The organism is bacterium (assembly GCA_018830565.1).
Lineage (GTDB): Bacteria > UBA9089 > JAHJRX01 > JAHJRX01 > JAHJRX01 > JAHJRX01.
Genome location: JAHJRX010000043.1, coordinates 38,832 through 62,966, shown reverse-complemented (window position 1 = coordinate 62,966; position 24,135 = coordinate 38,832). Strand labels below are relative to the sequence as shown.

The 24,135-nt window shown below is 40.5% G+C and carries 25 protein-coding genes; all 25 read left to right on the top strand.

The window, feature by feature from the left end; all coding sequences use genetic code 11:
* Window positions 1–102: 102 nt before the first annotated feature.
* The 25 genes from KJ849_03560 (at window position 103) to KJ849_03440 (ending at window position 24,121) form a co-directional block, all read left to right on the top strand.
* Window positions 103–609: an NYN domain-containing protein gene (locus KJ849_03560; protein ID MBU2599637.1), complete on the top strand. Its 507-nt coding sequence runs from the start codon at window positions 103–105 to the stop codon at window positions 607–609.
* A 115-nt stretch (window positions 610–724) separates the two neighbouring features.
* The gene (locus KJ849_03555) at window positions 725–1,558 is read left to right on the top strand and encodes an ATP-binding cassette domain-containing protein (protein MBU2599636.1); all 834 of its coding nucleotides are present in this window, start codon (window positions 725–727) and stop codon (window positions 1,556–1,558) included.
* A complete protein-coding gene (locus tag KJ849_03550) occupies window positions 1,555–2,295 on the top strand; it encodes an ABC transporter permease (GenBank protein MBU2599635.1) in 741 nt (246 codons plus the stop codon). Before KJ849_03555 ends, KJ849_03550 begins: the two co-directional genes overlap by 4 nt.
* Window positions 2,292–3,329, top strand: a complete 1,038-nt coding sequence (locus KJ849_03545) for an iron chelate uptake ABC transporter family permease subunit (protein MBU2599634.1) — start codon at window positions 2,292–2,294, stop codon at window positions 3,327–3,329. The genes KJ849_03550 and KJ849_03545 overlap by 4 nt, the downstream gene beginning before the upstream one ends.
* Before the next feature lies 1 nt (window position 3,330).
* Window positions 3,331–4,116 (top strand): ABC transporter ATP-binding protein, encoded by a 786-nt coding sequence (locus tag KJ849_03540; protein MBU2599633.1) that lies wholly within the window; start codon window positions 3,331–3,333, stop codon window positions 4,114–4,116.
* A 249-nt stretch (window positions 4,117–4,365) separates the two neighbouring features.
* Window positions 4,366–5,184 carry an energy transducer TonB gene (locus KJ849_03535; protein ID MBU2599632.1) on the top strand — a complete coding sequence of 273 codons (819 nt, stop codon included), beginning with the start codon at window positions 4,366–4,368 and terminating at the stop codon, window positions 5,182–5,184.
* 4 nt (window positions 5,185–5,188) lie between these two features.
* Entirely contained in the window at window positions 5,189–5,890 is a 702-nt protein-coding gene (locus KJ849_03530; GenBank protein MBU2599631.1) for a DUF2162 domain-containing protein, read from the top strand.
* A complete protein-coding gene (locus KJ849_03525; GenBank protein ID MBU2599630.1) occupies window positions 5,887–6,441 on the top strand; it encodes a MotA/TolQ/ExbB proton channel family protein in 555 nt (184 codons plus the stop codon). The genes KJ849_03530 and KJ849_03525 overlap by 4 nt, the downstream gene beginning before the upstream one ends.
* A gap of 204 nt (window positions 6,442–6,645) precedes the next feature.
* Window positions 6,646–6,984: a DUF2149 domain-containing protein gene (locus KJ849_03520; GenBank protein MBU2599629.1), complete on the top strand. Its 339-nt coding sequence runs from the start codon at window positions 6,646–6,648 to the stop codon at window positions 6,982–6,984.
* Entirely contained in the window at window positions 6,971–11,074 is a 4,104-nt protein-coding gene (locus KJ849_03515) for a cobaltochelatase subunit CobN (GenBank protein ID MBU2599628.1), read from the top strand. The genes KJ849_03520 and KJ849_03515 overlap by 14 nt, the downstream gene beginning before the upstream one ends.
* A 158-nt stretch (window positions 11,075–11,232) precedes the next feature.
* Complete coding sequence (gene cbiQ, locus KJ849_03510; GenBank protein ID MBU2599627.1) at window positions 11,233–12,000, top strand: cobalt ECF transporter T component CbiQ; 768 nt, start codon at window positions 11,233–11,235, stop codon at window positions 11,998–12,000.
* Window positions 11,988–12,872, top strand: a complete 885-nt coding sequence (locus tag KJ849_03505) for an ATP-binding cassette domain-containing protein (protein ID MBU2599626.1) — start codon at window positions 11,988–11,990, stop codon at window positions 12,870–12,872. Before cbiQ ends, KJ849_03505 begins: the two co-directional genes overlap by 13 nt.
* 275 nt (window positions 12,873–13,147) lie before the next feature.
* A complete protein-coding gene (locus KJ849_03500) occupies window positions 13,148–14,329 on the top strand; it encodes an ATP-binding protein (protein MBU2599625.1) in 1,182 nt (393 codons plus the stop codon).
* On the top strand, window positions 14,329–15,087 hold the full coding sequence (gene cobF / locus KJ849_03495) for a precorrin-6A synthase (deacetylating) (protein MBU2599624.1): 759 nt from the start codon (window positions 14,329–14,331) through the stop codon (window positions 15,085–15,087). The genes KJ849_03500 and cobF overlap by 1 nt, the downstream gene beginning before the upstream one ends.
* Window positions 15,087–16,586, top strand: a complete 1,500-nt coding sequence (gene cobI, locus KJ849_03490) for a precorrin-2 C(20)-methyltransferase (GenBank protein MBU2599623.1) — start codon at window positions 15,087–15,089, stop codon at window positions 16,584–16,586. Before cobF ends, cobI begins: the two co-directional genes overlap by 1 nt.
* Window positions 16,587–16,770: 184 nt before the next feature.
* Window positions 16,771–17,535 carry a precorrin-4 C(11)-methyltransferase gene (cobM, locus tag KJ849_03485; GenBank protein ID MBU2599622.1) on the top strand — a complete coding sequence of 255 codons (765 nt, stop codon included), beginning with the start codon at window positions 16,771–16,773 and terminating at the stop codon, window positions 17,533–17,535.
* Window positions 17,532–18,272 carry a cobalamin biosynthesis protein gene (locus tag KJ849_03480; protein MBU2599621.1) on the top strand — a complete coding sequence of 247 codons (741 nt, stop codon included), beginning with the start codon at window positions 17,532–17,534 and terminating at the stop codon, window positions 18,270–18,272. Before cobM ends, KJ849_03480 begins: the two co-directional genes overlap by 4 nt.
* Window positions 18,182–19,003 carry a precorrin-3B C(17)-methyltransferase gene (gene cobJ, locus KJ849_03475; protein ID MBU2599620.1) on the top strand — a complete coding sequence of 274 codons (822 nt, stop codon included), beginning with the start codon at window positions 18,182–18,184 and terminating at the stop codon, window positions 19,001–19,003. The genes KJ849_03480 and cobJ overlap by 91 nt, the downstream gene beginning before the upstream one ends.
* A 56-nt stretch (window positions 19,004–19,059) precedes the next feature.
* Window positions 19,060–19,584, top strand: coding sequence for a cob(I)yrinic acid a,c-diamide adenosyltransferase (locus tag KJ849_03470; protein ID MBU2599619.1), 525 nt, complete (start codon window positions 19,060–19,062; stop codon window positions 19,582–19,584).
* A 186-nt stretch (window positions 19,585–19,770) separates the two neighbouring features.
* Window positions 19,771–20,499 carry a hypothetical protein gene (locus tag KJ849_03465; protein ID MBU2599618.1) on the top strand — a complete coding sequence of 243 codons (729 nt, stop codon included), beginning with the start codon at window positions 19,771–19,773 and terminating at the stop codon, window positions 20,497–20,499.
* A 51-nt stretch (window positions 20,500–20,550) separates the two neighbouring features.
* Window positions 20,551–21,093 carry a hypothetical protein gene (locus KJ849_03460; protein ID MBU2599617.1) on the top strand — a complete coding sequence of 181 codons (543 nt, stop codon included), beginning with the start codon at window positions 20,551–20,553 and terminating at the stop codon, window positions 21,091–21,093.
* Window positions 21,090–22,283 carry a GHKL domain-containing protein gene (locus KJ849_03455; protein ID MBU2599616.1) on the top strand — a complete coding sequence of 398 codons (1,194 nt, stop codon included), beginning with the start codon at window positions 21,090–21,092 and terminating at the stop codon, window positions 22,281–22,283. Before KJ849_03460 ends, KJ849_03455 begins: the two co-directional genes overlap by 4 nt.
* Window positions 22,273–22,671 carry a response regulator gene (locus tag KJ849_03450; protein MBU2599615.1) on the top strand — a complete coding sequence of 133 codons (399 nt, stop codon included), beginning with the start codon at window positions 22,273–22,275 and terminating at the stop codon, window positions 22,669–22,671. The genes KJ849_03455 and KJ849_03450 overlap by 11 nt, the downstream gene beginning before the upstream one ends.
* 13 nt (window positions 22,672–22,684) lie before the next feature.
* On the top strand, window positions 22,685–23,416 hold the full coding sequence (locus tag KJ849_03445; protein MBU2599614.1) for a formylglycine-generating enzyme family protein: 732 nt from the start codon (window positions 22,685–22,687) through the stop codon (window positions 23,414–23,416).
* A 174-nt stretch (window positions 23,417–23,590) separates the two neighbouring features.
* Entirely contained in the window at window positions 23,591–24,121 is a 531-nt protein-coding gene (locus tag KJ849_03440; protein ID MBU2599613.1) for a YqhA family protein, read from the top strand.
* The last annotated feature ends 14 nt before the right edge of the window (window positions 24,122–24,135 follow it).

Here is a 24,135-nt window from a genome sequence, read left to right as displayed (position 1 = left end):
TTCGGGGTTTAACAAGCAAACCACAACCCCAACGGGGTGGCATTATTATAGCTTTTATGGCTTGACCGAAGAAGAGATTGCTATTGTGGAGGGAGGTGTTAAATGAGACCCTTGGAAAATAATTATGCCTTTATAGATAGTCAAAACTTAAACCTGGCGATTAAAGATTGCGGTTGGGAGTTAGATTTTGCCAGATTTTACATTTATTTGAAAGACAAATACAAAGTTACAAAAGCATTTCTTTTTATTGGTTATGTTGCAGGGAACGAAGCATTATATACATTTTTGCAAAAGGCGGGATATATAATCATCTTTAAGCCAACGCTCTACTATAAAAAAGAAGGGGTAGAGCGTGCAAAAGGAAATGTTGATGCAGAATTAGTTTTGCATACAATGATTGAATATCCTAACTACGACAAAGCAGTTATTGTTTCTGGTGATGGTGATTTCCATTGTTTGATTGAATACTTAGAGAAGAAAAGAAAACTTCTGCATATTCTTATTCCCAATCCTAACAAATATTCAGCTCTTTTGAGGAAATTTCATAAGTATTACATTTACATCAATCACTTGGAGAAAAAATTGGGCAAAAAAAAGGAGAGGGAGTAACCTTCGGACGAAACCTTAGGTGTGCCCTCTCATCGTAATTCTATATAAAGTATATATCAAATAATACTTTTTGTCAAGAGAAATTTTAATTAATTTTAATTAAAGGAATAAAATTATGATACATATTGAAAACTTAAGCAAAAGATTTGGGGATCTCGTTGCCGTAGATGAATTGAATCTGGATATTGAGAAGGGTGAGATTTTTGGGCTTTTGGGGCCAAATGGTGCCGGGAAGACTACTTGCATGCGAATGCTTAATACACTGATTCAACCAACCTCTGGTCAGGCAAAAATCAATGAGTTTGATGTAGTCAAAGAGGCTGGCAGAGTAAAGCAATTGATTGGTGTCTGCCCACAGGAGAATAATATTGACAAAGAACTTACTTGCTATGAAAATCTTTATATCCATGGCTTGCTCCATAGGATGAAGCAAATAAAAGAAAGGATAGATGAGTTACTCAAGTGGGCTGAGCTTTCAGCTCGGGCAGGCAGCAAGGTTTCAACATTTTCCGGTGGTATGCAAAGGCGGCTGCTTATTTGTCGGGCTATTATGCACAGACCAGGGGTGTTGTTTCTGGATGAGCCAACCGTAGGGCTTGACCCACAGATAAAACGCCAGATATGGGATCTTATACGCGACTTAAACCGGCAAGGGGTAACTATCCTGATTACTACACATTACATTGAAGAGGCAGAGTTTCTTTGCCGGCAGGTTGGCATCCTTAGCCATGGTAAGCTAATTGCCCTTGGCAATCCTTCCGAACTCAAGGCAAAAATAGGCGGCTTTGTCGTTGAATCACTCGATGATGGAGTAACAAATTACAGGCTGTTTGATACCAGAGAGTCAGCGTATGAGTTTGCAGAAAAGCGGGTTGATGATGTGGTTATCAGAAAGTCAAACTTAGAGGATGCGTTTATTAAACTTACAGGGGAGAGGATTGAGAGATGAATTTTTACCCTATATTCTTGCGAGAGATGATCATATTCAGGCAAAGGATAGCCAAGCTTGGCTATCTATTCTCTACCATGATTACCCCTCTGCTTTATCTGATTGCTTTTGGATTAGGATTGGGTAGAGGGATGAGTGTTGATGGTGTTTCTTATCTTGCCTTTGTTGTGCCGGGGATTTGTGCCATGAGCTCTATGACCAACTCTTACACATGGATTGCTACCTCGATTACGGTTGGAAGACTCCACTTTAAGACCTTTGATGAGTATTTGGTAAGCCCTGTAACGGCTGTCGATATTATGCTTGGTGAGGTCTTATCCGGCGTAGTGCGGGGTCTTTTTGCCTCATCCCTTGTTTTAATAGCCGCAAGCATATTTGGGGCAGGATTTCCTGTCAATCATGTCTTTTGGGCTGTCTGGATATTGAATTGCTTAATCTTTGCCTGCTTTGGTGTTATCTCCGGCTTTTTAGCCAAATCACATGAGGACACAGCTACATTCTCTAACTTTTTCATTATGCCCATGTCTTTTTTCTGTGGAACATTTTTCCCGATAAATAAACTGCCGTATTTTATTCAGGCAGGACTCAATTTTTTACCACTAACCCATGCAAGTAGTGCCTTGCGGGCAAGTTTTCTCGGACAGCCAGTGAATATAAATTCCCTTGTAATTATGATTCTTGTATTTATCCTTTGTTTCTGTTGGGGAATAGTAACTATCAAGAGGGCAAATAGATGAGCCGTAAACAAAAGAAATATCTTTTTATATTAGTTATTGGCGTAGTCATGGCGTGTATCATTGGGGTAATGATAGGTCCTGTATTTATCCATCCATTAGTCATTCTCAAGATATGGGGACATAAGATTTCCTGCGGGTTATTTTTTCAGCCTGACTGGAATAGTATTGCAGAGACAATTGTGCTCGATATTCGCACACCGCGGGTTATACTTGCCATGCTTGTAGGTATGGGGCTGTCCATATCAGGGGCAGCCATGCAAGGCTTATTCCGTAATCCCATGGCCGAGCCTTATGTTTTGGGTATGTCTGCAGGTGCGGCTTGCGGGGCAGCCTTGGCCATGGTACTGGGTATTGGTACGGTGTTTGGTGGACTAACCATACCGGCTATGGCTTTCTTGGGTGCTACAGCAACCATATTTGTGGTTTATAATATCGCCAGAACCGAGGGCAGGATTCCAACTGAAACACTGCTTTTATCAGGCATTGCTGTGGGATTCTTTCTTTATGCAGCTGTTTCATTCCTGAAGCTGATTGCCTCTGAACATACCTTGCGGGACATAGTGTTATGGTTGATGGGCTCATTTGCCTCAGGTAGTTGGCAGGATGTCAAGATTGTGGCTCTGCCCATACTTTGTGGGATTATAGTGCTTTATCTGTTCTCAAGGGAACTGAATGTCCTTGCCTTTGGTGAGGAACAGGCATTACATCTTGGGGTAGATGTTGAATGGTGTAAGCGAATACTCTTAATAGCCGCAAGCCTTGTTACAGCTGTTTCTGTTGCTGTCTCTGGAATAATTGGGTTTGTAGGATTGGTTATCCCTCATATAGCCCGATTAATAGTTGGTCCTAACTACTATATCCTTCTGCCGGCATCTGCCCTGGGTGGTGGCATATTTCTTGTTCTGGCTGATATATTAGCCAGAACAGTTACTCAGCCGATGGAGATACCTATAGGTATTATCACGGCAGCTATCGGTGCACCATATTTTGTGTATCTATTACGGCGAAGGAAAAAATCAGTTAGTTGGTGGTAAAATGATCAGGTTAGAAAACATAAAAGCATCCTATAGTGAATTTTCCGTGCTTGAAGGGATTAACTTCCATGTTTCTGAGGGAGAATTCTTAGGCATTATCGGTCCAAATGGTGCGGGTAAAACTACCTTGCTTAAGGTAATGACCGGTGTAAAGCGTGCATTAAACGGAAAGATTATGTTGGATGACAAAGATATAAGCAGCCTTTCCCGAAAAGAGATTGCCAAAATTATGGCTGTGGTGCCGCAAAGCATATTCATTCCACCCCTGTTTACGGTTGAGGATGTAGTGTTAATGGGTAGATATGCCCATCAAGAAAATAGGTTTGGTGTCACCAAACAAGATTTAGCGGTGTGTGAAGAGGCAATGAGAAAAACCGATACCATTGGCTTTCGACATCGACAAATAAATGAGTTAAGTGGTGGTGAGCGGCAGGCTGTAATCATTGCCAGGGCACTTGCTCAGGAACCCAAGATACTTATGCTGGATGAACCAACGGCAAACTTAGATATAAAACACCAGATGAGGGTACTTGGGCTGGTGAAGACATTAGTTCGTGAACATGGAATTACCACAGTCATGGTTATTCATGATTTGAATTTAGCCGCAAGATTCTGCGACAGGCTCATCTTATTGCATAATCACAGGATTCTGTGTGATGGTATTTCTCAACAAGTACTTACCCCCAAAAATCTCCTGGAGGCGTATGAGGTAGAGGTGAATGTTGAGTATAGTGAGATCCTCCAAACATTACAGGTAATGGTGAAGGGAATTATGAATTATGAGTAACTACTCAGGCATTCAGGTATCTATTCTAATATCTGCCCTAATCCATATATTGATAGTTTTCGGTTTTATGGGTATAAACAAATCTTGTGTTGCATGGGAAGCAGCACCAACAGATAAAATAATTATAGTTGATTAATTAATGAATGCTATAATAATGCTACTCCTTCGGGATTAAATACAGAAGATGGAAGGAAAAAATAAGCAACCCCGAAGGAGTAGCATTATTGCAGCAAGAAGGAAAAGGAAAAGATGAATCGTAGTCTCATCATCTCTGCTTTATTGCACATCATTTTTTTTACGATGGGAAATATTTTCAGTAATCCTGATCAGGTGCAAAAGAATACCGAGAGATTGATAATGGTTTCACTACTAGAAAATTTGGACGATAAGGGCATGCAAGCTGATGCTAAAGATGTCCAGCTGCATAGAACGCAGGCATTACATAAAACAGAGGCAGCTCCTATGCCGAAGGAGATACCACAGACATTGACCGAAACCTCAAGTCCTGCTGTGACAAATGAGATGCTGGATCCACAAGTACTGTCTAAAACCTTACTTGATACACCTCATGTACTCACATGTGCGGCTGAAACTCAGGCAGTAGAAGAAAATAGGCTCGGTCAGGGACCGAGCCCTACAGAAAGCTGTGCTGTTCAGGGTATGCCCTGTGCAGAAGAATTTCAGGGCATTGAACCATTACAATCCCGGATTATAGGGGATAACACACCCCGTCTGCTTCGCAGCCACCCCTCTCAAGAGGGGATTATTAAAGATAATTTGCTGCAGGAATATACAGTTAAGGTTAAGGCAAAGATAGAAAGAAATAAAAAATACCCTCAGGTTGCAAGAAGAAAAGAGATTGAAGGGGTGGTAAGGGTTCAATTTTGTATTTCTAATGATGGAAGATTAAAGAATGTTGAGATAGCCGCTTCATCAGGCTGCAAAATTCTGGATGATGAGGCTGTCATGAGCGTAAAGAAGGCAAGCCCATTTTTGTGTATTCCAGAGGGACTAAAGAGAGAGGAGTTGAGTCTAAGGGTAAATATAGCCTTTAGGTTAGAGGGATAATAACATGGATTTAAGCATTATTCTATGGATTGGCGGAATGCTCTTTACCTTAAGCATATTTGCTGTTAAGGTTGGCTTTGGGCTTGGGTTTGGAGGGCTAAGGAAAAAAGGCATAGTCTTGATTCTCTTGTGTTATCTTGCTGCCTTTGTACTTATCGCGACATTTTCAGGTCGCCTGTTCCAGTTGTTTGAGCCTGTGTTAAGAAAGGGTCCATACCTTCACATGCTGATGGCAACAGGATTGATGATATGGGGGATATATCTACTGCACAATACAAAGCACAAGCATTGCTCTAAATACTCTGCAATATTTCTGTGGATTCCCTGCCCTGTTTGCGTTGCTGCTATAACCTTTTCTACATGGGCAGCATTAAATGTGATTAAACTCCCTGCACCAGTTGTGGGATTGTGCATTGGCACATCCTTTGTTGTTTTAACCCTTCTTATCATTATCATGATAAGGATGAATTGCATCAGTAATTCAAATGTGAACATTGGACTGAGTATGATAGGCATAGGTCTTTATTTTCTTGCAACACTGGTTCTACCGCCAAAGATTGAAGAGGCAAAGGGGATATACGGATCGTTTCTAACAGGGACAAACAATATTGATTTGAATAATAGTATTGGGGTATTTGCTCTGCTTTTTTCAGCAATGCTGATTGGGTTTTTCGCAAAGAGAACACAAGGGGGGATTAAACAATGAATATTCTTGCGGGACTTGAGACATATCTGTATATCGTCTCCTCTGTCCTTTTTTACCCGGTGGTTGCCGGGATTGCTTTGCTTACATTCTGGATGGTTATTTCGTTTGGGGGATTCTTGCGTGAATATATCGAGAGGGTGCAGGGTATATCACTGCCATTACGCAGGTATCAATTGATGCTTGAATGTGAGTGCAAAGACAAGGCAGCGGAATTAGACATCAAGCTGGAGAGACTCCTTCAGTCAGCAGAGCTTGATTTGGTCAAATCATTGGATAGGGTTAGATTTGCCATTCGGGTTGGACCTGCCCTTGGTCTCATGGGGACATTGATACCTATGGGCATTGCCCTTTCTGCCATGGCACAGGGTGATATGCCTAAAATGGCTGGAAGTATGGTAACTGCATTTACAACCGTTGTTGTGGGACTTGCCTGTAGCGTGGCCGCATATCTTATGTCTATAGTAAAAGAAAAATGGCTCAGAGCTGATATGAGGGAGATGGAATATCTTACAGAGCTGACGCTGCGAAATGCAGATGTAAAATCAAGGTAATGGTTCACCGCAGAGACGCAGAGGCACAGAGTATGGAAATTAATCAGACACAGGAAAAAGACTTTCTTGGTGCAGCCTATTGATCAATTTCAATATTTCTGTCTTAAGGAATGGAATTAAGCGTATAGCCAATAAACTTTAAGTTTTTCTCTGCGTCTCTGCGCCTTTGCGGTTAGCTGAACTATTACAAATCAGGAGCTAAGCATGAGATTTTTGAAAAGACACAAAAGATTTGAAAAATACGAACAGCTGCTTGAGGACCCTATTGCCGGAGTGGCAAATCTTTTCGACGCCAGCGTAGTCTTTATTGTCAGCATGATGATTGCCTTATTTATGGCTTATGATATGGTTGACCTGCTGGACCCAAAATCAGAGGTAACCATTACCAAAAAGACCGCTGACGGTCAGATAGAGATAATTACCAAGAAGGGCAAAGAGATTAAGGTGAAAAAGGTAACTGATACGCAGCTAAGCGGTGAAGGCACGAGACTTGGAATTGCATATCAGCTAAAGAATGGAAAGGTGGTTTATGTACCGGAATAAGAAGAAGAATACAGAAGACAGGAGACAGGAGTCAGGAGTCAGGAGTCAGAATACAGGAGTCCGATTGTTTCTATCTTTATTCTGGATTCTGACTTCTGGATTCTGGATTCTGTTCCCCTGCTTCCTGTGCCCTGCCCATGCCCAGCCGCTAACGGTCAGCTTTCTCATGGGCGACAGCCATTCAAAAATAGCCATAGATGTAGTCAAGGCAATAGAAAAGGAATACCCGCAAGATGTTAAGAGGGAAAAAATAGGCTTCAATGTCTATACAACCCATTCCATTAAGAATAACCCAAGTGTTGCAAAAGATATTGCAAATTCAAGGGTCGTCTTTTTCCTCCTTATAATGGACAGACAGGCAGTAGAATTGGCAAAGCCCTATATTGAACAGGTAATAAAAAATGGCGGTAAGGTCTATGGGCTGGGTGGGAGCTACACCAAAGAACATCATAATATGGGAATTATAGACGATAAAATGGTTGGGCTATACTACAAGGAGAATGGCTTTGAAAATATAAAAAATATGGTACTTTTTGTTTTAAGCAGGGATTTTGGACTCAATATTAAGTACAAAAAGCCTTTGATTGTTCCTGATTTTGGCATTTATCTTAAGCAGGAAAAAGGAGGAAAAAGGGCTGCGGATAATTTTGACGAATTTATGAAATCTTACTCTCAATCACACCAATCGTATGCCCATAATAAATGGATAGGGCTCACCTTTTATAAAAGCTCACTTGATTCTGATAACATGGCACATGTAGATGCGGTTATAGCAAGTCTTGAGAAAGAAGGCTTTAATGTTCTGCCTGTGTACGGCTATCCATCTGAAAATGCGATTGAGAGATTTTTCTTTGATGAAAGAGGCAAGGGACGGATAGATGCCGTTGTCGGCATGTCTCTGAAAATAGGTGTGGACGCTCAAAGGGCGGTACCATTGTTTTGTCGGCTCAATGTGCCTGTTATTGACGCCATAACCCTTTATACCCAATCAAATGATGAATGGAGAAAATCCCCTGTTGGGCTGGATATTCTTGAGCGGACATGGCAGGTAGCCATCCCTGAAATGGCTGGAATTATTCAGCCCACAGTAATTGCCTCAAAGGAAAAAATGATTGATAGGGAGACAGGGATTGAATACATAAGGAAGCAGCCTATCCTTGAGCGGATAAAAATGCTTACAGACAGGGTTAAGGCATGGATAAATCTTCAGAATAAACCAAACCAAGACAAAAAGGTGGCAATTATCTATTATAATTATCCGCCCGGCAAACAGAATATTGGGGCATCATACCTTAATGTCCTGCCTGAGAGTCTGCTTGAGATACTGAACCGGTTAAAGGCAGAGGGATACGATACAGGGGGAGAAAACCATCCAAAAAGCAAGGATGAACTCTTTAATGATATTCATAGCTATGGCAGGAATATTGGCAATTGGGCTCAAGGAGAGATTGACAAATTAGCCGAAAGTGGTCAGGCAGTACTTATCCCTATTAATGTCTATAAGCAATGGTTTGAGGAACTGCCTAAAGGGTTCAAGGCGTCTGTTCTTAAAAGCTGGGGCACAATAGAAAATAATAAAATTATGCTCTGGCAGGGGAATATTGTTATCCCTCAGGTAAGATACGGCAACATACTCTTTACCCCACAACCCTCCCGCGGCTGGGAACAGGATGTAAAAAAATTATATCACGCCGTTACCCTTCCGCCGCACCATCAATACATAGCCTTTTATCTCTGGCTCAAGAAAACCTTTGGGGCAGATGCAGTTGCTCATATCGGCACTCACGGCACCCATGAATGGCTTTCAGGTAAAGAGGTTGGGTTTACCAATGAAGACCCGCCAGAGATATTGATACAGGACATGCCAAATATCTATCCCTATATTGTGGATGATGTTGGTGAGGGGCTACAGGCAAAGAGGCGAGGCATGGCAGTTATCATTGACCATATGACCCCGCCATTTGATACGGCAGGGCTGAACAATGAATTAAAAGAATTGGCAGCATCTATCAATGATTATCTTGTGGCAAATGATAAAAGCCAGACATTGGCTGAGTTGAGGCTTGAAGAGATTAATAAACTCAGCCTAAGGATGGGCATATTGACTGACCTGAAGATTGAGGCAATAAAGTCAGGAAAAGAGGTAGAGATACTCGAACATTACATAAAGGAGATAGCAGAGAAGCAAACACCATTTGGATTGCATACCTTTGGAAAATCTCCAGAGGAGAAATACAGGAAAAGCACAGCAGAGGCAATTCTTTCCATTGAGGAGGGGTTGGGTAAGGAAGAGAAGGAAAGACGGCTGGCAGAATTGGAGGAGAGGATAGCCATAAGCGGACAAAGGGAACTTGACTCATTTATAGCTGCCCTTAGCGGTAGATATATCACAGCAGGGCAGGGTAACGACCCCATAAGGAATCCAGACTCACTTCCTACAGGTAAAAACTTCTATTCCTTTGACCCGCGCAAGATACCCTCACCGGATGCATATAAAATGGGGGTAAATCTGGCAAAGGAATTGATTGAAGGCTACAAGCAGAGGCACAGCGAATACCCTGACAAACTCACCTTTAATCTATGGGGCGTGGAGACTATAAGGCATGAAGGGGTGATGGAATCGCAGATTATGTATCTTATGGGAATAAAGCCAAAATGGGATGAAAGGGGAAAGGTTATCGGGGTTGAGGCTATTTCAAGGGAAGAACTCGAACGGGGAAGGATAGATGTAACCATTGTTCCATCGGGGCTTTACAGGGATTTATTTTCCAACCTTATGGTATTACTTGACAAGGCTGTGAGCTTGGCAAAAGAGCAGGATGAGGATGACAATATTTTAAGGGCAAATGTGCTGAGAACAAAAAAGATGCTGATGAAAAAGGGTATTCATGAGGATATGGCAGAGCGGATAGCACGGGTAAGATTATTTACCGTGCCTTCAGGTGCTTACGGAACAAATCTATCTACTGTCATCCCTTTGTCTGATACATGGGATAATGAAAAGCAGGTAGCTGATGTGTATTTTATGAGAATGAGCCATCTCTATGGACAGGGATTCTGGGGAGAAAAAATAGAGAGGGATTACAAGGATATTAGCCTTGAGGTATTTAAGAATGCCCTTTCAGGCTCTAAGATGGCTGTTCACAGCCGTTCAGGAAATGTCTATCAAACATTAGATAACGACGATTTCTTCCAATATCTTGGCGGTACGGCAATGGCAATTCGGGCAATAGACGGTAAGACACCAGAGGTTTATGTTACCAACATGGCAAATCCGAGGATGCCCAAGCAAGAAACCCTTGAAAAGATGATGGGCAGGGAGATGAGGACAAGGTATCTGAACCCCGAATGGATAAAGGCAATGATGAAGGAAGGATATGCAGGGACAAGGTTTATAGATATGGTAACAGGACACCTCTGGGGATGGCAGGTAACCGTGCCTGAGGCTGTCGATGCCGCCAAGTGGAACGAGATGTATGAGACCTATGTGTTGGATAGAAACAAGTTGGGGATAAAGGATATGTTTCGCGGCTCAAAGAATATGTGGGCATATCAATCCATTGTAGCCAGGATGCTTGAGACAGTGAGAAAGAAATACTGGAAGCCTGACGAAAGGGTAATAGAAACGCTTGCCAAAGAATATGCAGAAACCGTAAAAGAGGTTGGTCTTGCCTGCTGCGACCATACCTGCAACAATCCATCCCTGACAAAATTTACCACAGGGGTATTGATGTCTGTGCCTGGGCTAAAGGGTGATGCCAATGGGCTTATGAAGGCAACCAGGGCGATACGCGGTTTGCAGGCAGATGGCAGTCGGCAGTCGGCAGTAAGCAGTAGGCAGGAGGCAGTCGGCAGTCGGCAGTCGGCAGAAGATAGAAAGCAGAAGGTAAACAGGCAAACTGGAGCACCCGAAAGGAAGACATCCACACCCGGCGGGAAGACAGCAAAGGTTATTAAGGGCTATGAGATGAAGGATGTTGCTGCTGCAGGGGGCTCATCTGCCCCAATCCCGTATTTGTTTCTTGCTGGATTTCTGGTATTTATTGGGCTTATTGCTTTGGGATTCAGAAGGAGAAAAATTAAAAATTAAGTAAGCGTTCAGCTATCAGCGGTCAGGTATCAATTTTTAGCGATGTTAGAGCAGAAAAGCAAGAAAGTGTAAAATTGTGGAGTTCATCTTTGCGTTTGATTTTCCTGGTTCTGGCTGAGTGCTGATACCTGACCGCTGAATACTTACCTATAAAGATTATGGAAATATTTTCAGAATACTTTACCGCAGGGAATGGTCGTAACCGTTCTCTGCTTTCAAAAATCGATGCAAGGATAAAGATCATGATCAGTCTGGCTATTCTTGCCATGGTTCTAAGCTATAAGGGATTTGTCCTCCCAATATTCATGACAATCCTTTGTCTTGCTCTCTGCATAAGGATACGGATACCCTTGAGGGTCTTTGTCCTGAGATTTTTAGAGCCTGTCTTTATCGCCTCAATAATAGTCTTGTTGAAATTCTTTTTCTCTGGAAGCGATGTGTTATTCTCATTGGATATTATGGGCATAAAAATCTTTGGGCATAGCGATGGATTGATAGAGGGCTTAATGATAGCAAGCAGAATTCTGGGTGCGGTATCAATTGTTGTTTTTATGAGCTTTTCTATGCCGTTTGTGGAGTTTGCAGCAGGACTTTCCTGGATGAGAGTTCCGCAAGGATTTATTGAGATATTGATGTTTGCCTACAGGTATATTTTTGTTCTCCTTGAGGATGCAATGGTTATTTATAACGCCCAGAAGAATCGACTTGGATACTCCAATATAAAGTGTGGATTGGGTTCATTCGGCACCCTTACAGGCTCTCTCATTCTTAAGGCATTTGACCATAGCCACCATATCACAGTAGCCATGATTCAAAGGGGTTATGACGGTAACATACCGATACTCAAGCACAAACCCTTCAAAACTGTTGAGGTTATATTCTCTGTCCTGTTCGTTATTGTTGTGGGGGTTGTATGGAAGATGTGAAATCAGAATACAGAAGTCAGGAGTCAGAAGTCAGAAGATTGTCTGTTCAGATAAACTCGTTCAAATATCCGGATGGGACAATAGCCTTGTCTGACATAAGCCTTGAGATAAAAAGGGGAGAGTTTACAGGCATTCTCGGCTCAAACGGCTCAGGGAAAACAACCCTGCTAAAGGCAATAGACGGACTGTTAAAAGATATTGAGGGAAATATCCTTCTTGACGGTGTTAACATTAAAAAGCTATCGCCAAAGGAGATATATAAAAAAATCGGGCTTGTCTTTCAAAACCCTGATGACCAGCTCTTTGCTACAAGCGTCTTTGAGGATGTGGCATTTGGACCAATAAATATGGGGTTTGCGGAAGATGAGGTTATCAGCCGTGTTAAGGAGGCACTAAAGGCTGTTGAGATGGACGATTATGCAGGAAAATCAATCCACAATCTTAGTTTTGGGCAAAAGAAACGGGCATGTATTGCCGGACTTTTATCTATGGGACACGAGATATTGCTCCTTGATGAGCCGACTGCCGGACTTGACCCAATGGGTGAATATAAAATGATGAATCTCCTGACAAGGTTAAATAAGGAAAATGGCGTTACCATTGTTATGGCGACACACTCAGTTGACCTTGTCCCTTTATTCCTTGACAGGCTTTATATTTTGAGCAAGGGGCATATTGTCAGAGGCGGCACTCCTGAGGATGTATTTACCGCACCGGAGGATATGGAGAATGTAAGGCTAAGATTGCCTCAAATGGCAGAGTTGATTTATAGATTGAAGCATGAGGATAATATTCCATTTGGTAGAATCCCACTCACAATTGGTGAGGCGAGAAGGGAGATATTAAGATTATATGCAGTATCTTCTCAATAAATCGTGGTAATCGGTAATCAGTTATCGGGTGATCGGGTAAGCAGGTAATCAGGTAATTGTTTCTCTTACCGATTACCATTTACCGATTACCGGTTACCGACCTTCCCCATCATAATTGAGTAGATACTATATGCCTAAGAAGGAATTGCACATTGCTTGAAAAATCATATTTTCTGCTTGATATTTCAATGATGTTATGGTATCCTTTGTAACCGTTCAGGTGTCAGCCTTCATCCGCTGACTGCTGATAGCTGAACGGTTAGAGGGCTTTTATGATGAAGATAATTGAGAGGAAGATTGATTTTCAGAATATCTTAAAGCGAATCGGTATGTTTCCGGTTACTGCAATACTGGGACCTCGTCAGTGCGGAAAAACAACCATAGCTCGGGGATTTGATTATAGTCATTATTTTGATCTTGAAAATCCGAGAGATATTGCCAGGTTGGAACAACCACAGCTTGCACTTGAAGACTTGAAAGGATTAATTGTTATTGATGAAATTCAACGGCTACCGAATTTATTTCCTATCATTCGTTATCTGGTGGATAACAACCCCAGCCAGAAATATTTAATACTTGGCAATGTTTCAGGTAATCTGATAAGGCAGAGTTCCGAATCGCTTGCCGGCAGGATTGGTTACTATTATCTTGGTGGGTTCAGGATAGACGATGTTAGCCGGGAAAACATTTTTAGACTTTGGATTCGGGGTGGATTACCTGACTCCTACATGGCTGAAACCGAGGAACAAAGCACGCTCTGGCGGGAAAACTACATTACGACATTTCTTGAACGAGATATACCGCAATTAGGTATCAATATTCCAGCTTATACGCTCAGGCGGTTTTGGACTATGATCAGCCACTACCATGGGCAAATCATTAATTATTCGGAGGTTGCCCGCTCTTTTGGAATCTCCGATATGACAGTCCGAAAATATCTTGAGATTTTGGCAGGGACCTTCATGGTAAGGATTTTGCCGCCATGGTATCTTAACATTGGGAAACGGCTTGTTAAAAGACCCAAAATATTCCTTCAAGACTCAGGCTTGTTTCATTCTCTCATAGGTATTGAAACCTTAAGCCAGCTTTATCTGCATAATAAACTGGGTACTTCATGGGAAGGCTTTGCCTTAGAGTGTGTATGCCGAAGCGTTGGAAAAAGAGAGCAGGAGTTTTATTTCTGGAGTACCCACTCAGGCGCTGAGATAGATTTATTCTGGCAGCATAGAGGGAAAAACTGGGGCGTTGAATTTAAATATGTAGATGCCCCTCGGTTGACGAAATCCATGAAGATTGCTTTGGAAAATCTAAAGATTGAACATCTCTGGGTGGTATATCCCGGCAAAGAAGTTTACAGACTTGCTGATAATGTTACTGCTCTTCCATTAAAGGATATTCCCGAAGATGGAAATGGCACACTCTTTGCAACATGCTTGAGAGAAAAAGGCGGTGAATGATGAAGAAGATATATCTTATTGGAATTGGGCCTGGTAGCCCTGATTACCTTACTGTTCAGGCGATAAACACGATGAAAAAGGTAGATGTCTTTTTCCTCTTAGACAAAGAAGGACGGGGCAGAAAAGAGCTTCTTGAGATAAGGAAGGAGATATTAGAAAAGTATCTGGATAGTGGTACATATAGGGTTGTAATCGCAAAGATTCCCGGACGCAAAAAGGGTTGCAAGCCATATTCTGAGGAGATTAAGGTGTGGCGTCAGGAAACATCAGCAGTTATTGCCGGATTAATCAAAAATGAGATGAATGAAGATGAAAACGGGGCTATCCTTGTCTGGGGCGACCCTTCGTTATATGATGGACATTTAGAAATGATACAACACATACTTAGAGAAGGAATAATAGATTTTGAGTATGAGGTGATACCAGGAATAACCAGTATTCAGGTTTTGACTGCAAGGCATAAAATTCCCCTAAATCGTATCGGGGAGCCAATTGTGATTACTACCGGCAGAAAATTGAAAGAATATTCGGCTGATGAGGTTACAAATGCCATTGTCATGTTGGATTCCTATTCTGCCTATAAACGCTTTCAGGAGACCGATATTGATATTTACTGGGGAGGCTATCTGGGGACCGAAGATGAAATCTTAATCTCCGGGAAATTAAGGGATGTAATCGAGGAGATTAAAAGATTAAAGGGTGAGGCTAAAAAGGAAAAGGGTTGGCTGATGGACACATATATTTTAAGGAAGGTATGATGGGTAAAATCTATCTTATTGGTATTGGTTATCGACCCTTTGATGCAAGGGCAAGGGAGATAATTTGCAATTCAACAATGATTATTCTCCCATCTGACAGGCTTCTTGATGTCCTGCTGAAAAACGAGGATATCGGTAATTTTCCCAATTTTCCCAAAGACAAGGTAACAGTGATAGCCGTAGGTAAAATTATCAACGCCATTCGCTCTGCCCTTTCCTGCCAACCCTCAGCAATCATTACCATTCTTTGCTCCGGGGATCCGTTGTTCTTTGGGATTGGCAGGAAGATTATAGGTGAGTTTGGAAGGGAGATGGTGGAGATACTTCCTGATTTATCGAGTATTCAGGCGGCATTTGCAAGGATACGGGAGACATGGGATGATGCCTTCCTGATGAGTCTTCATGGAATCTCTGACCCAAAAAGGCTTGGATATGGAATACGGGATGTGCCGTCATTCCTTATAAAACACAACAAGATGGCTATTCTTACAGACAGAATGACTACCCCTTCTGTCATAGCAAAGATACTCGATACCTCACCCCTTACCGACAACCTTCCAATAACAATGTATGTTTGTGAAAGATTAGGCTGCAAGGATGAAAGGGTTGTAGAGGGAAAACCGCAAGGGTTTATTGATGCGGCTTTTTCAGAACCAAGTGTGGTTATTCTCAAGCTTCAGAATTCTGGTTCCAAACACCAAACCCTTGAGACAAAATCCAGAGCCAGCCTTTTTGTTATAGGGGTAGGACCTGGGGATCCTGAATTATTGACCCTGAAAGCAATACGGATTCTTAATCGCGTCTCCTGTATCTGTGTTCCTATGGGCAGGGAAGAAGGCAAAAGCCTTGCCTTGTCTATTGTAGAGGGGGCATTGAACCTTGAAGGCAAGGAGATTATCTCTGCATATTTCCCGATGAGAAAGACAAGGAGGCAGGAGGCAGATGAAGAAAAAAATCTGTCATCTGACTCTTGTGAGATGGATGCAGGATGGCAAAAGATAGCAGACTCAATCCTTGACAGGATTAATAAGGGAATGGATGTGGCATTTATTACACTTGGTGACCCTACCCTTTACAGCACATTCTTTTATATCTGCGATAGGCTGCTTGAACTCAGGTCTGGGATGGATATTCAGATAATCCCTGGCGTATCATCCATAACTGCAGCCGCATCAAGGCTAAAGATACCCCTTGGTCTTGCTGATGAAAAGATTGCCATCCTCCCGGCAAATTATGCGGCAGCACCCTTGACAATAGACAATTTGAAGAAAACGCTGCAACAATTTGATACTGTTATACTTATGAAGGTTCACAAGGTATTTGGCGATATTGTAAAAGCCCTTACCTCTATGGGTATGCTGGATAGGGCAACATATATCTCAAGGGCAGGAATGGAAGATGAGGCAATATTTAAGGACATCAGGGATGTAAGGGCAGGGGATTTGAATTATTTTTCAATGGTGATAGTAAGATCGCGAATCTCGAATCTCGAATTGTGAATCTGTAGAAATGGAACAGATTCGCAATTTCTGCCAGGGGTGCTCCATGCAATTCACAATTTGAGATTCTGTTCTGTTTCTTCAGATTCGCAATTCGCAATTCGAAATTCGAAATGGTGCTCTCTCTGACTGCTGATAGCTGACGGCTGAACGCTTACCTTACCTGATATGGAGGTACTAAAAAGTGGCTAAGGTTTATTTTATTGGTGCAGGTCCTGGTGACCCTGAATTGTTAACATTAAAAGGCAAAAGGGTTATAGAAAACGCAGATATTATTATCTACGCCGGCTCTTTAGTTAATGAGAAGATACTTGAATTTGCCCATAATAAAGCTGTTCAGATATACAATTCTGCTGCCATGACCTTAGAAGAGGTTGTGGGAATATATAGGCAATATAAGGACACAGACGCTGCTATAGCCCGAATCCATACTGGGGATACATCCCTGTACAGTGCTATTGCTGAACAGATAGAGTGGTGTGAGGAACAAGGAATTGAGTATGAGGTTGTCCCTGGTGTAAGCTCATTTTGTGCTGCTGCCGCTGCCCTGAAACAAGAGCTGACCCTCCCCGGGATAAGTCAAACAGTAATCATCACCAGGGCTTCCGGAAGAACGGCTGTGCCGGATAACGAGGATATAGCAAGGCTTGCTCAGATAAAAGCGACCCTTATTATTTTCTTGAGTGTAGACAGGATAGATGAGATTGTTGATAAGATTGCTTGCGGCTATGAGAAAACAACACCCGTAGCCGTAGTCTATAAGGCATCATGGGATGATGAGAGGATAATCAGGGGTACACTTGCAGATATTAGCGATAAGGTGAAGAATGAAGGGATAAAAAGGCAGGCATTGATTATCGTAGGGGATGTGCTGAAAAGGGAAGGGTTTGAGAAAAGCAGGCTCTATGCTCAGGAATTCACGCACCTTTATCGGGTAGGACAGAAATGATGGTTGCTGTTTTGGTGATAAATGAACATGGTGAGGCATTGGCAGAACGGCTATTAAAAGGGCTTGATGGGATAACGGTTATTAAGAGGGATGAGAATGAATCTCTTGCAAGCATGGTTGCTCGTATCTTTCATAAATACGAGGGATTGATATTTATTGCGGCGTTAGGGATTGTGGTTCGTGTGATTAGTCCTTTTATTAAGAGTAAGCATACTGACCCGGCGATTGTTTGCGTGGATACCAGCGGACGATTTGCCATAAGCGTACTCTCCGGGCACGAAGGCAGGGCAAATGAGCTTGCGTTCAGGGTGGCTGCTGTATTGGATGCTATACCTGTTATTACCACAGGGACAGAGGCTCGCAAGAGGTTAATCCTTGGAATAGGCTGCCGGAAAGGGATAACCCATGATACGGTAAGGGATGCCATCCTTAACACATTGGATAGACAAGGGTTAGAAATAGAAGGGATACGGTTGGCAGCAACAGCCTCTCTGAAAAAGGGTGAGATTGGGTTGATAGAGGCATGTGAGGAACTAAACCTTCCCCTGATCTTTATCCCAAACGAACAGATTAGATGTTTCCATGGGGAAATATCTCATAGTGATGTTGTTGAACGACATGTTGGATTAAAGGGGGTGTGTGAGCCATGTGCATTATTAGCTGGCAGGAATGCGGGATTAATAGTAAAAAAACAGAAATTAAATGGTGTGACTATAGCCATAGCCATGGAAGGCTGAGTATTGTAGGAATAGGTCCCGGTGATATGAGTCTTTTGTGTCAAAGGGCAAGGGAGGCAATAGATGGGTGCGAGGTTATTGTTGGGTATAAAACCTATGTAAGTCTCCTCAAGGAACTGGTAAATAACAAGGAAATTATCTCTTCCGGCATGACCGAGGAGATAAAAAGGGCAAAGAAGGCGATAAATAAGGCATTGGAAGGAAAAAGGGTATGTGTTATCTCAAGCGGGGATGCCGGTATCTATGGCATGGCAGGACTGATTTTGGAGCTTTTAAGTGAAGAGGAGATAGGCAGGCTTGAGATAGAGATAATTCCAGGGATTTCAGCTGCCTCCGGATGTGCTGGTTTGCTTGGCGCACCATTGATGCATGATTTTGCCGTTATCTCCTTAAGCGACCTATTGACAGATATGGCATTGATAGAACAACGGATTGAGCTGACAGCACAAGCAGATTTTGTGATAGTACTTTATAATCCCAAAAGTAAAAAGAGGATAGAGCCGTTAAAATCTGCATGGAATATCTTGATGAGACACAGAAACCCCCAGACCCCGGTAGGCATAGTCAGGAACGCATATCGAGAAAACCAGGAAATAGAGATAACTACCCTTAAGGAAATGCTTTCTTCAGAGAAGGTTGACATGCTTACAACTATAATTATAGGCAATTCCAAAACTTATGTAAAGGGTAAATTTATGATTACCCCTCGCGGGTATAATCTTAAAAAATAGTAGAGACAGATCTTAGACCTGTCTCTACATATTGCATACATACGAGGAGGACAGGCATGAAAGGTTTAATCCACATCTATACAGGTGATGGCAAGGGTAAGACAACTGCGGCAATAGGGCTTGCAATAAGGGCAAGGGGACAGAACCTTCGGGTCGGCTATATCTATTTTCATAAAGAACCAGAAAGATGGGGATATGCTGAACATGGGATTTTAACAAAACTCGGTGTAGATATCTTCGGTTTTGCCAAAAAACATCCACATTTTCATAAGGATATTACCGCTGATGAGATACGGCATGAATGCCTTGAAGGATTAGGGGTTATCAAAGGGCTGTACAGGGAAAACAAATACGACCTGCTCATATTGGATGAGATAAACATCTCCTTGCGTGATGGTTTTCTGAAAGAGGATGAGGTATTGGATATATTGGAGGCTAAGCCGGAGAATCTGGAGTTAGTCCTGACAGGCAGGGGTGCATCACAAAAAATCATTGAAAAAGCAGACTTAGTGAGCAGGATAGAAGCAATAAAGCATCCATATGATGTGGGAATTCAGAGAAGAAAGGGGATTGAGTATTAAGCATCACAACATTGAGGCTTGTTAAATCCTAGGAGATATCCACAATAAATACGAAAGAACCTAAATTTTCATAATTAGAATTGCTGTAAAAAACCTTGACGAGTTTAAGATTAAGAATTATATTACTTCTATGATTTTCTATGATAAGTTTTTAAAGAAAAATCTATTTAACACCTGGAGGTTAAGATGAAGTTAAGCAAGATATTCTCTTTAATGTTCTTAGTAATCTTAATAAGTTATTCAACAGCAAAGGCTCAAAATGAGCTTCCTGCTTGGTTGGATCCTAATTATGGAGGATTTGGCGGGGCACCTTTTTGGGCAATTTATTATAGTCCATCTTTAAAAGAATTAAATGATGATTTGAAGAATAGCTTACAATTAAGTGAGATTAAAAGATTAACAATGGGTGGAGGAACTCTTAGGTGGACTTTTTATGAATATCTCCAGTTAGGTTATATAGGTAGTTGGTTTTATGGTGAAAGTAGTGGTTTTTCTGACCAAAACAAAAAATGCAAAAGTGCACTTTTAAGCGGAGGGTTTCACACCCTAAATGCTTTTTATAAAGTGCCCAAAGGAAAGTTTAACTATGCCATTGGAGCAGGAGTAGGCTGGTATGGTGTAGACTATGAAAAACTTATAGAACCTTTATGGAAAGAAGTAAGGGAAGTAAGTGAAGACAGTGAAGACAAAACAAACTATACTAAGAGTGCTTTTGTTAGTGGAGACACCATAGGATATCAAATTATTTTAGAAGGTAGTTATAAATTAGCTCGCTGGATAGATATTGGAACAAGCATTTTTTATCTTCAAGCCAAAATAGATAATTTAAAGCAAGCCGGCAAGGTAGCAGAAGGAGCACCAAAAATTGATCTGTCAGGAGTGATAGTCTCTATAGGACCTCGAATTAATTTTTGACCACTAATAAAAAAAAGAAATGGTTAGGATGAAAGGTAAAACTTAGAGATAATGTTAGGCAAATTTGTTCTTATTTATAGTCTTATTCAAACTTTCTTAGTGCCCGTGATATTTCGTTCTACTGATATTCCTCATTTTGTCTCTCTGGTGGTCTGTCATGAGGAAATAAAGGATAATCTCTCGGCAGAATTAAGAAATGCTACTGCTAAAGAACTTATAGAATTAATTGAAAGTGGGGTTTTAGTAAAGATAGATTATACGATTGAGCAAATAAGAGTGTTAAGGAAGAGAAAAGAAGTGGTAAGAAGTGAGATGCTTACCAAAACCATAAGTTATGACCTGATAAGTAAGAAGTATAAAATAGTAGCTAATGGCAAAAAAGAGGAAGCTATTTCTTTTCAAGAAGCTAAAAAGTTTTGGAACACCATAGAGATCTCTTTTCCTTTAGAGAAAATTAATAGTGGAGAAGGTTATTGCTATCAAATTTCGGCAAGATTAGGTAAAATTAAGACTATTTCTCATTTAGAGCTAGATTTGATGAAATACTGGGCTAATCAAATTCCAAAGATAAAGTCAGAGGTTATGAAAAAATGAAACTTCGTATAAAGCTGACCATTATCTTCTTAATCGTAGCACTTGTTTCTGCCTTACCTATATTCTTAATTAGTAATATTTTACTAAGAGAAAATATTAAATTATTCATTAATCCTGACATAGAAAGACTTATTGATCAATCCTTAATTAAGACCAAAGGCCAAGAAGAGTCTGTAAAAAAACTATCTCTAGAATATAAAAAGTTAAAGTTTTTCCAAGAAACTATAGAGAAGAGTATCTATATAGGATCTTTGTTGGTCTTATTTTTGATGGTTATAGTAGCTATAGTGGCGGGAAGGTTAATTTCTAAAGCTATTACTACCCCCATTCTGTATTTATTAGAAGGAACTAAAAAACTATCCTTAGGAGATGTAGATTGCCAAATAAGAGAAAGAAGTAAGATTTATGAGATCGTAAAATTAACTAAGGCTTTTAATAATATGATAGCCAGAATTAAAAAAGGGAAAGAAGATTTAGTCGAAGCTCAAAAGAAACTTATTGAATCAGAAAAGGAAACTACTTGGCAGGCAGTAGCTCAAAAGGTAGCTCATGAAATAAAAAATCCTTTAACGCCTATTAAATTATCTATAGAGAGAATTATTCGAAAACAAGAAGAAAAGGACCCTGAATTTGAACAGATCTTAAAAGAAGGTAGCCAGATTATCTTAGAAGAAGTGGAAGAACTATACCGACTTACCCATGGGTTTTCAGAATTTGCTAAGTTACCTAAATTAGAGTTTAAATTAAACAATATTAATAAAATAATAGAAGAGGTAATCGAGATTCAGGAAAAGTTATATCCTGAAGTTGAATTTCATAGAGAGTTTTCAAAGAATTTGTCTTTGATGGTTTTAGATAAAAATTCTCTGAAGAGAGCTTTTACTAATTTAGCCAAGAATAGCGTGGAGTCGATGTACGAGGGAGGGATAGTCTTTTTTAAGACAGAACAAGACCAAAATATGATTAAAATAGAAGTAGTGGATAATGGTTGTGGGATTAAAGAAGAAGATTTGTCTTTAATCTTTGAGCCTTATTATAGTAAAAAATGGGGAGGAATGGGATTAGGATTATCTATTGTCAAAAGCATTATTGAGGAACATCAAGGTAAGATTAAAGTAGAAAGCAAAGAAAACAAGGGTACTAAATTTATTGTCTATTTACCTAGTCAGAGAGAAGAAAGTGAGTTATAGTATCTTAATTATTGATGATGAAAAGAATGTAAGAGTTACTTTAGGAAATTTACTAAAGGACTATGGATATAAAATATTTTTAGCAGAAAGATTAGTCGAAGCAGAAAAGATTTTGCTTACTGAAGAAATTAGTCTTATAATGTTAGATCTATTCTTAAATCAAGAAGATGGCTTAAAGTGGTTAAAGAAGATGTCTAGTATGAAGAAATATTATCCAACTACTATAATTATCTCAGGAAATGTTAATCCAGAAACCTTGGAGAAAGCTATGGAAATAGGAGTGGTTGGGGTTTTAAAAAAGCCCTTCTCTAGTGAAGAGGTAATAAATATAATTAGAGAAGCTTTGGAGAAGAGATCATCGAAAATTAATATCCTATCCTCCAGTTGAGTCAAGAGAAATAATGAAGATATTACCCTTTGAAAGAGATTTGTTTTACCAAGGAGATACACCTAAGGATATGGTGCTAATTTCTAAAGGAGAGTTTATGATGGGAGGAGAGGAGTATGAAAGTGAAAGCCCCATCCATGTGGTGTTCTTAAGTGATTATTGGGTAGATAAGTATCTTGTTACCAATGCTCAATATAAACTGTTTAATCCTGACCATCAGCCTGTGCCTGATTTTGATGAACCTTACCAGCCGGTAGTAAATATTAGTTGGCATGAAGCTTTAATGTTTGCTTATTGGGCAGAAAAAAGACTACCGACGGAAGCAGAGTGGGAAAAAACAGCTCGAGGAGAAAGATGGGTAGAGGGAAGAGAGAATAAAAAAGCTTATCCCTGGGGTGATGAATGGAAGGATAATGTTTGTAATGGAGGAAGAAGTAACATAGGAAAAACTTCTCCAGTCGCTACTTATCCGCAGGGAAGATCTTGTTATGGATGTTTTGATCTGGCTGGAAATATATGGGAATGGTGTCTGGATTGGTATGATTGGAATTATTATAGTCAATGCCATGAGAAAGGAGTAATTATCAATCCTGTTGGCGTTAAAGAAGGGAGATATAAGGTAATCAGAGGTGGCTCTTTTGCTGATAGAGAAGAATGTTGTAAGTGTAACTATAGAGGTTTTATGAAGCCAGATTATAGATTTAATAACATAGGTTTTCGTTGCGTCAAGCCGGTAGATTTGTAGGAAATATAGTCAGCAGTCAGCGGTCAGTTGCCAGCAAAAAGGAAGAGAAAATCCTGCAAAGGCGGTGAAATAAATGAAAAAACAAGTGATTCTTTCTAAGTTAAAAAACTAAAAGCTGATAGCTGAACGTTTATTGGATGACGAAGAAGATACTCGGTAAGGAGAAATATAGAAATGAATTGGTTAGAAAAGATATTTGAATCATTTTTGTGGAATAGTAAGTTTATTGTTATCTTAGCAGTAATTGCCAGCTTGGTTTCAGCTATTATTCTCTTTCTTTTAGCTACCTATGATGTATTAGGAATAGCTATTCACGCCTGGAATTACATGTTGGGTCACTTCACAGAACCATATGGTGCATTTCATGATGCCCTGGTAGGACGTATTATTGGAGCGATAGATGACTATCTTTTAGCGGTAGTTCTTCTTATTTTTTCATTTGGCCTTTACGAATTATTTATCAGCAAGATTGAAGTAGCAGAAAGCGATACTCGTGGTTCTAATGTTTTACTAATAAAGACCTTAGATGACCTAAAGGATAGATTAGCTAAAGTAATTATAATGATCTTGATAGTAATGTTCTTTAAACATGTTCTCTATACTTCATTTGAAGAACCTCTTAATATTCTTTGTCTGGCTGGGGGAATCCTTTTAATTTCATTGGCTTTGTATTTTGGACATATAGCCCATAAAGTAAAAGATTGATAAACTAATAACTT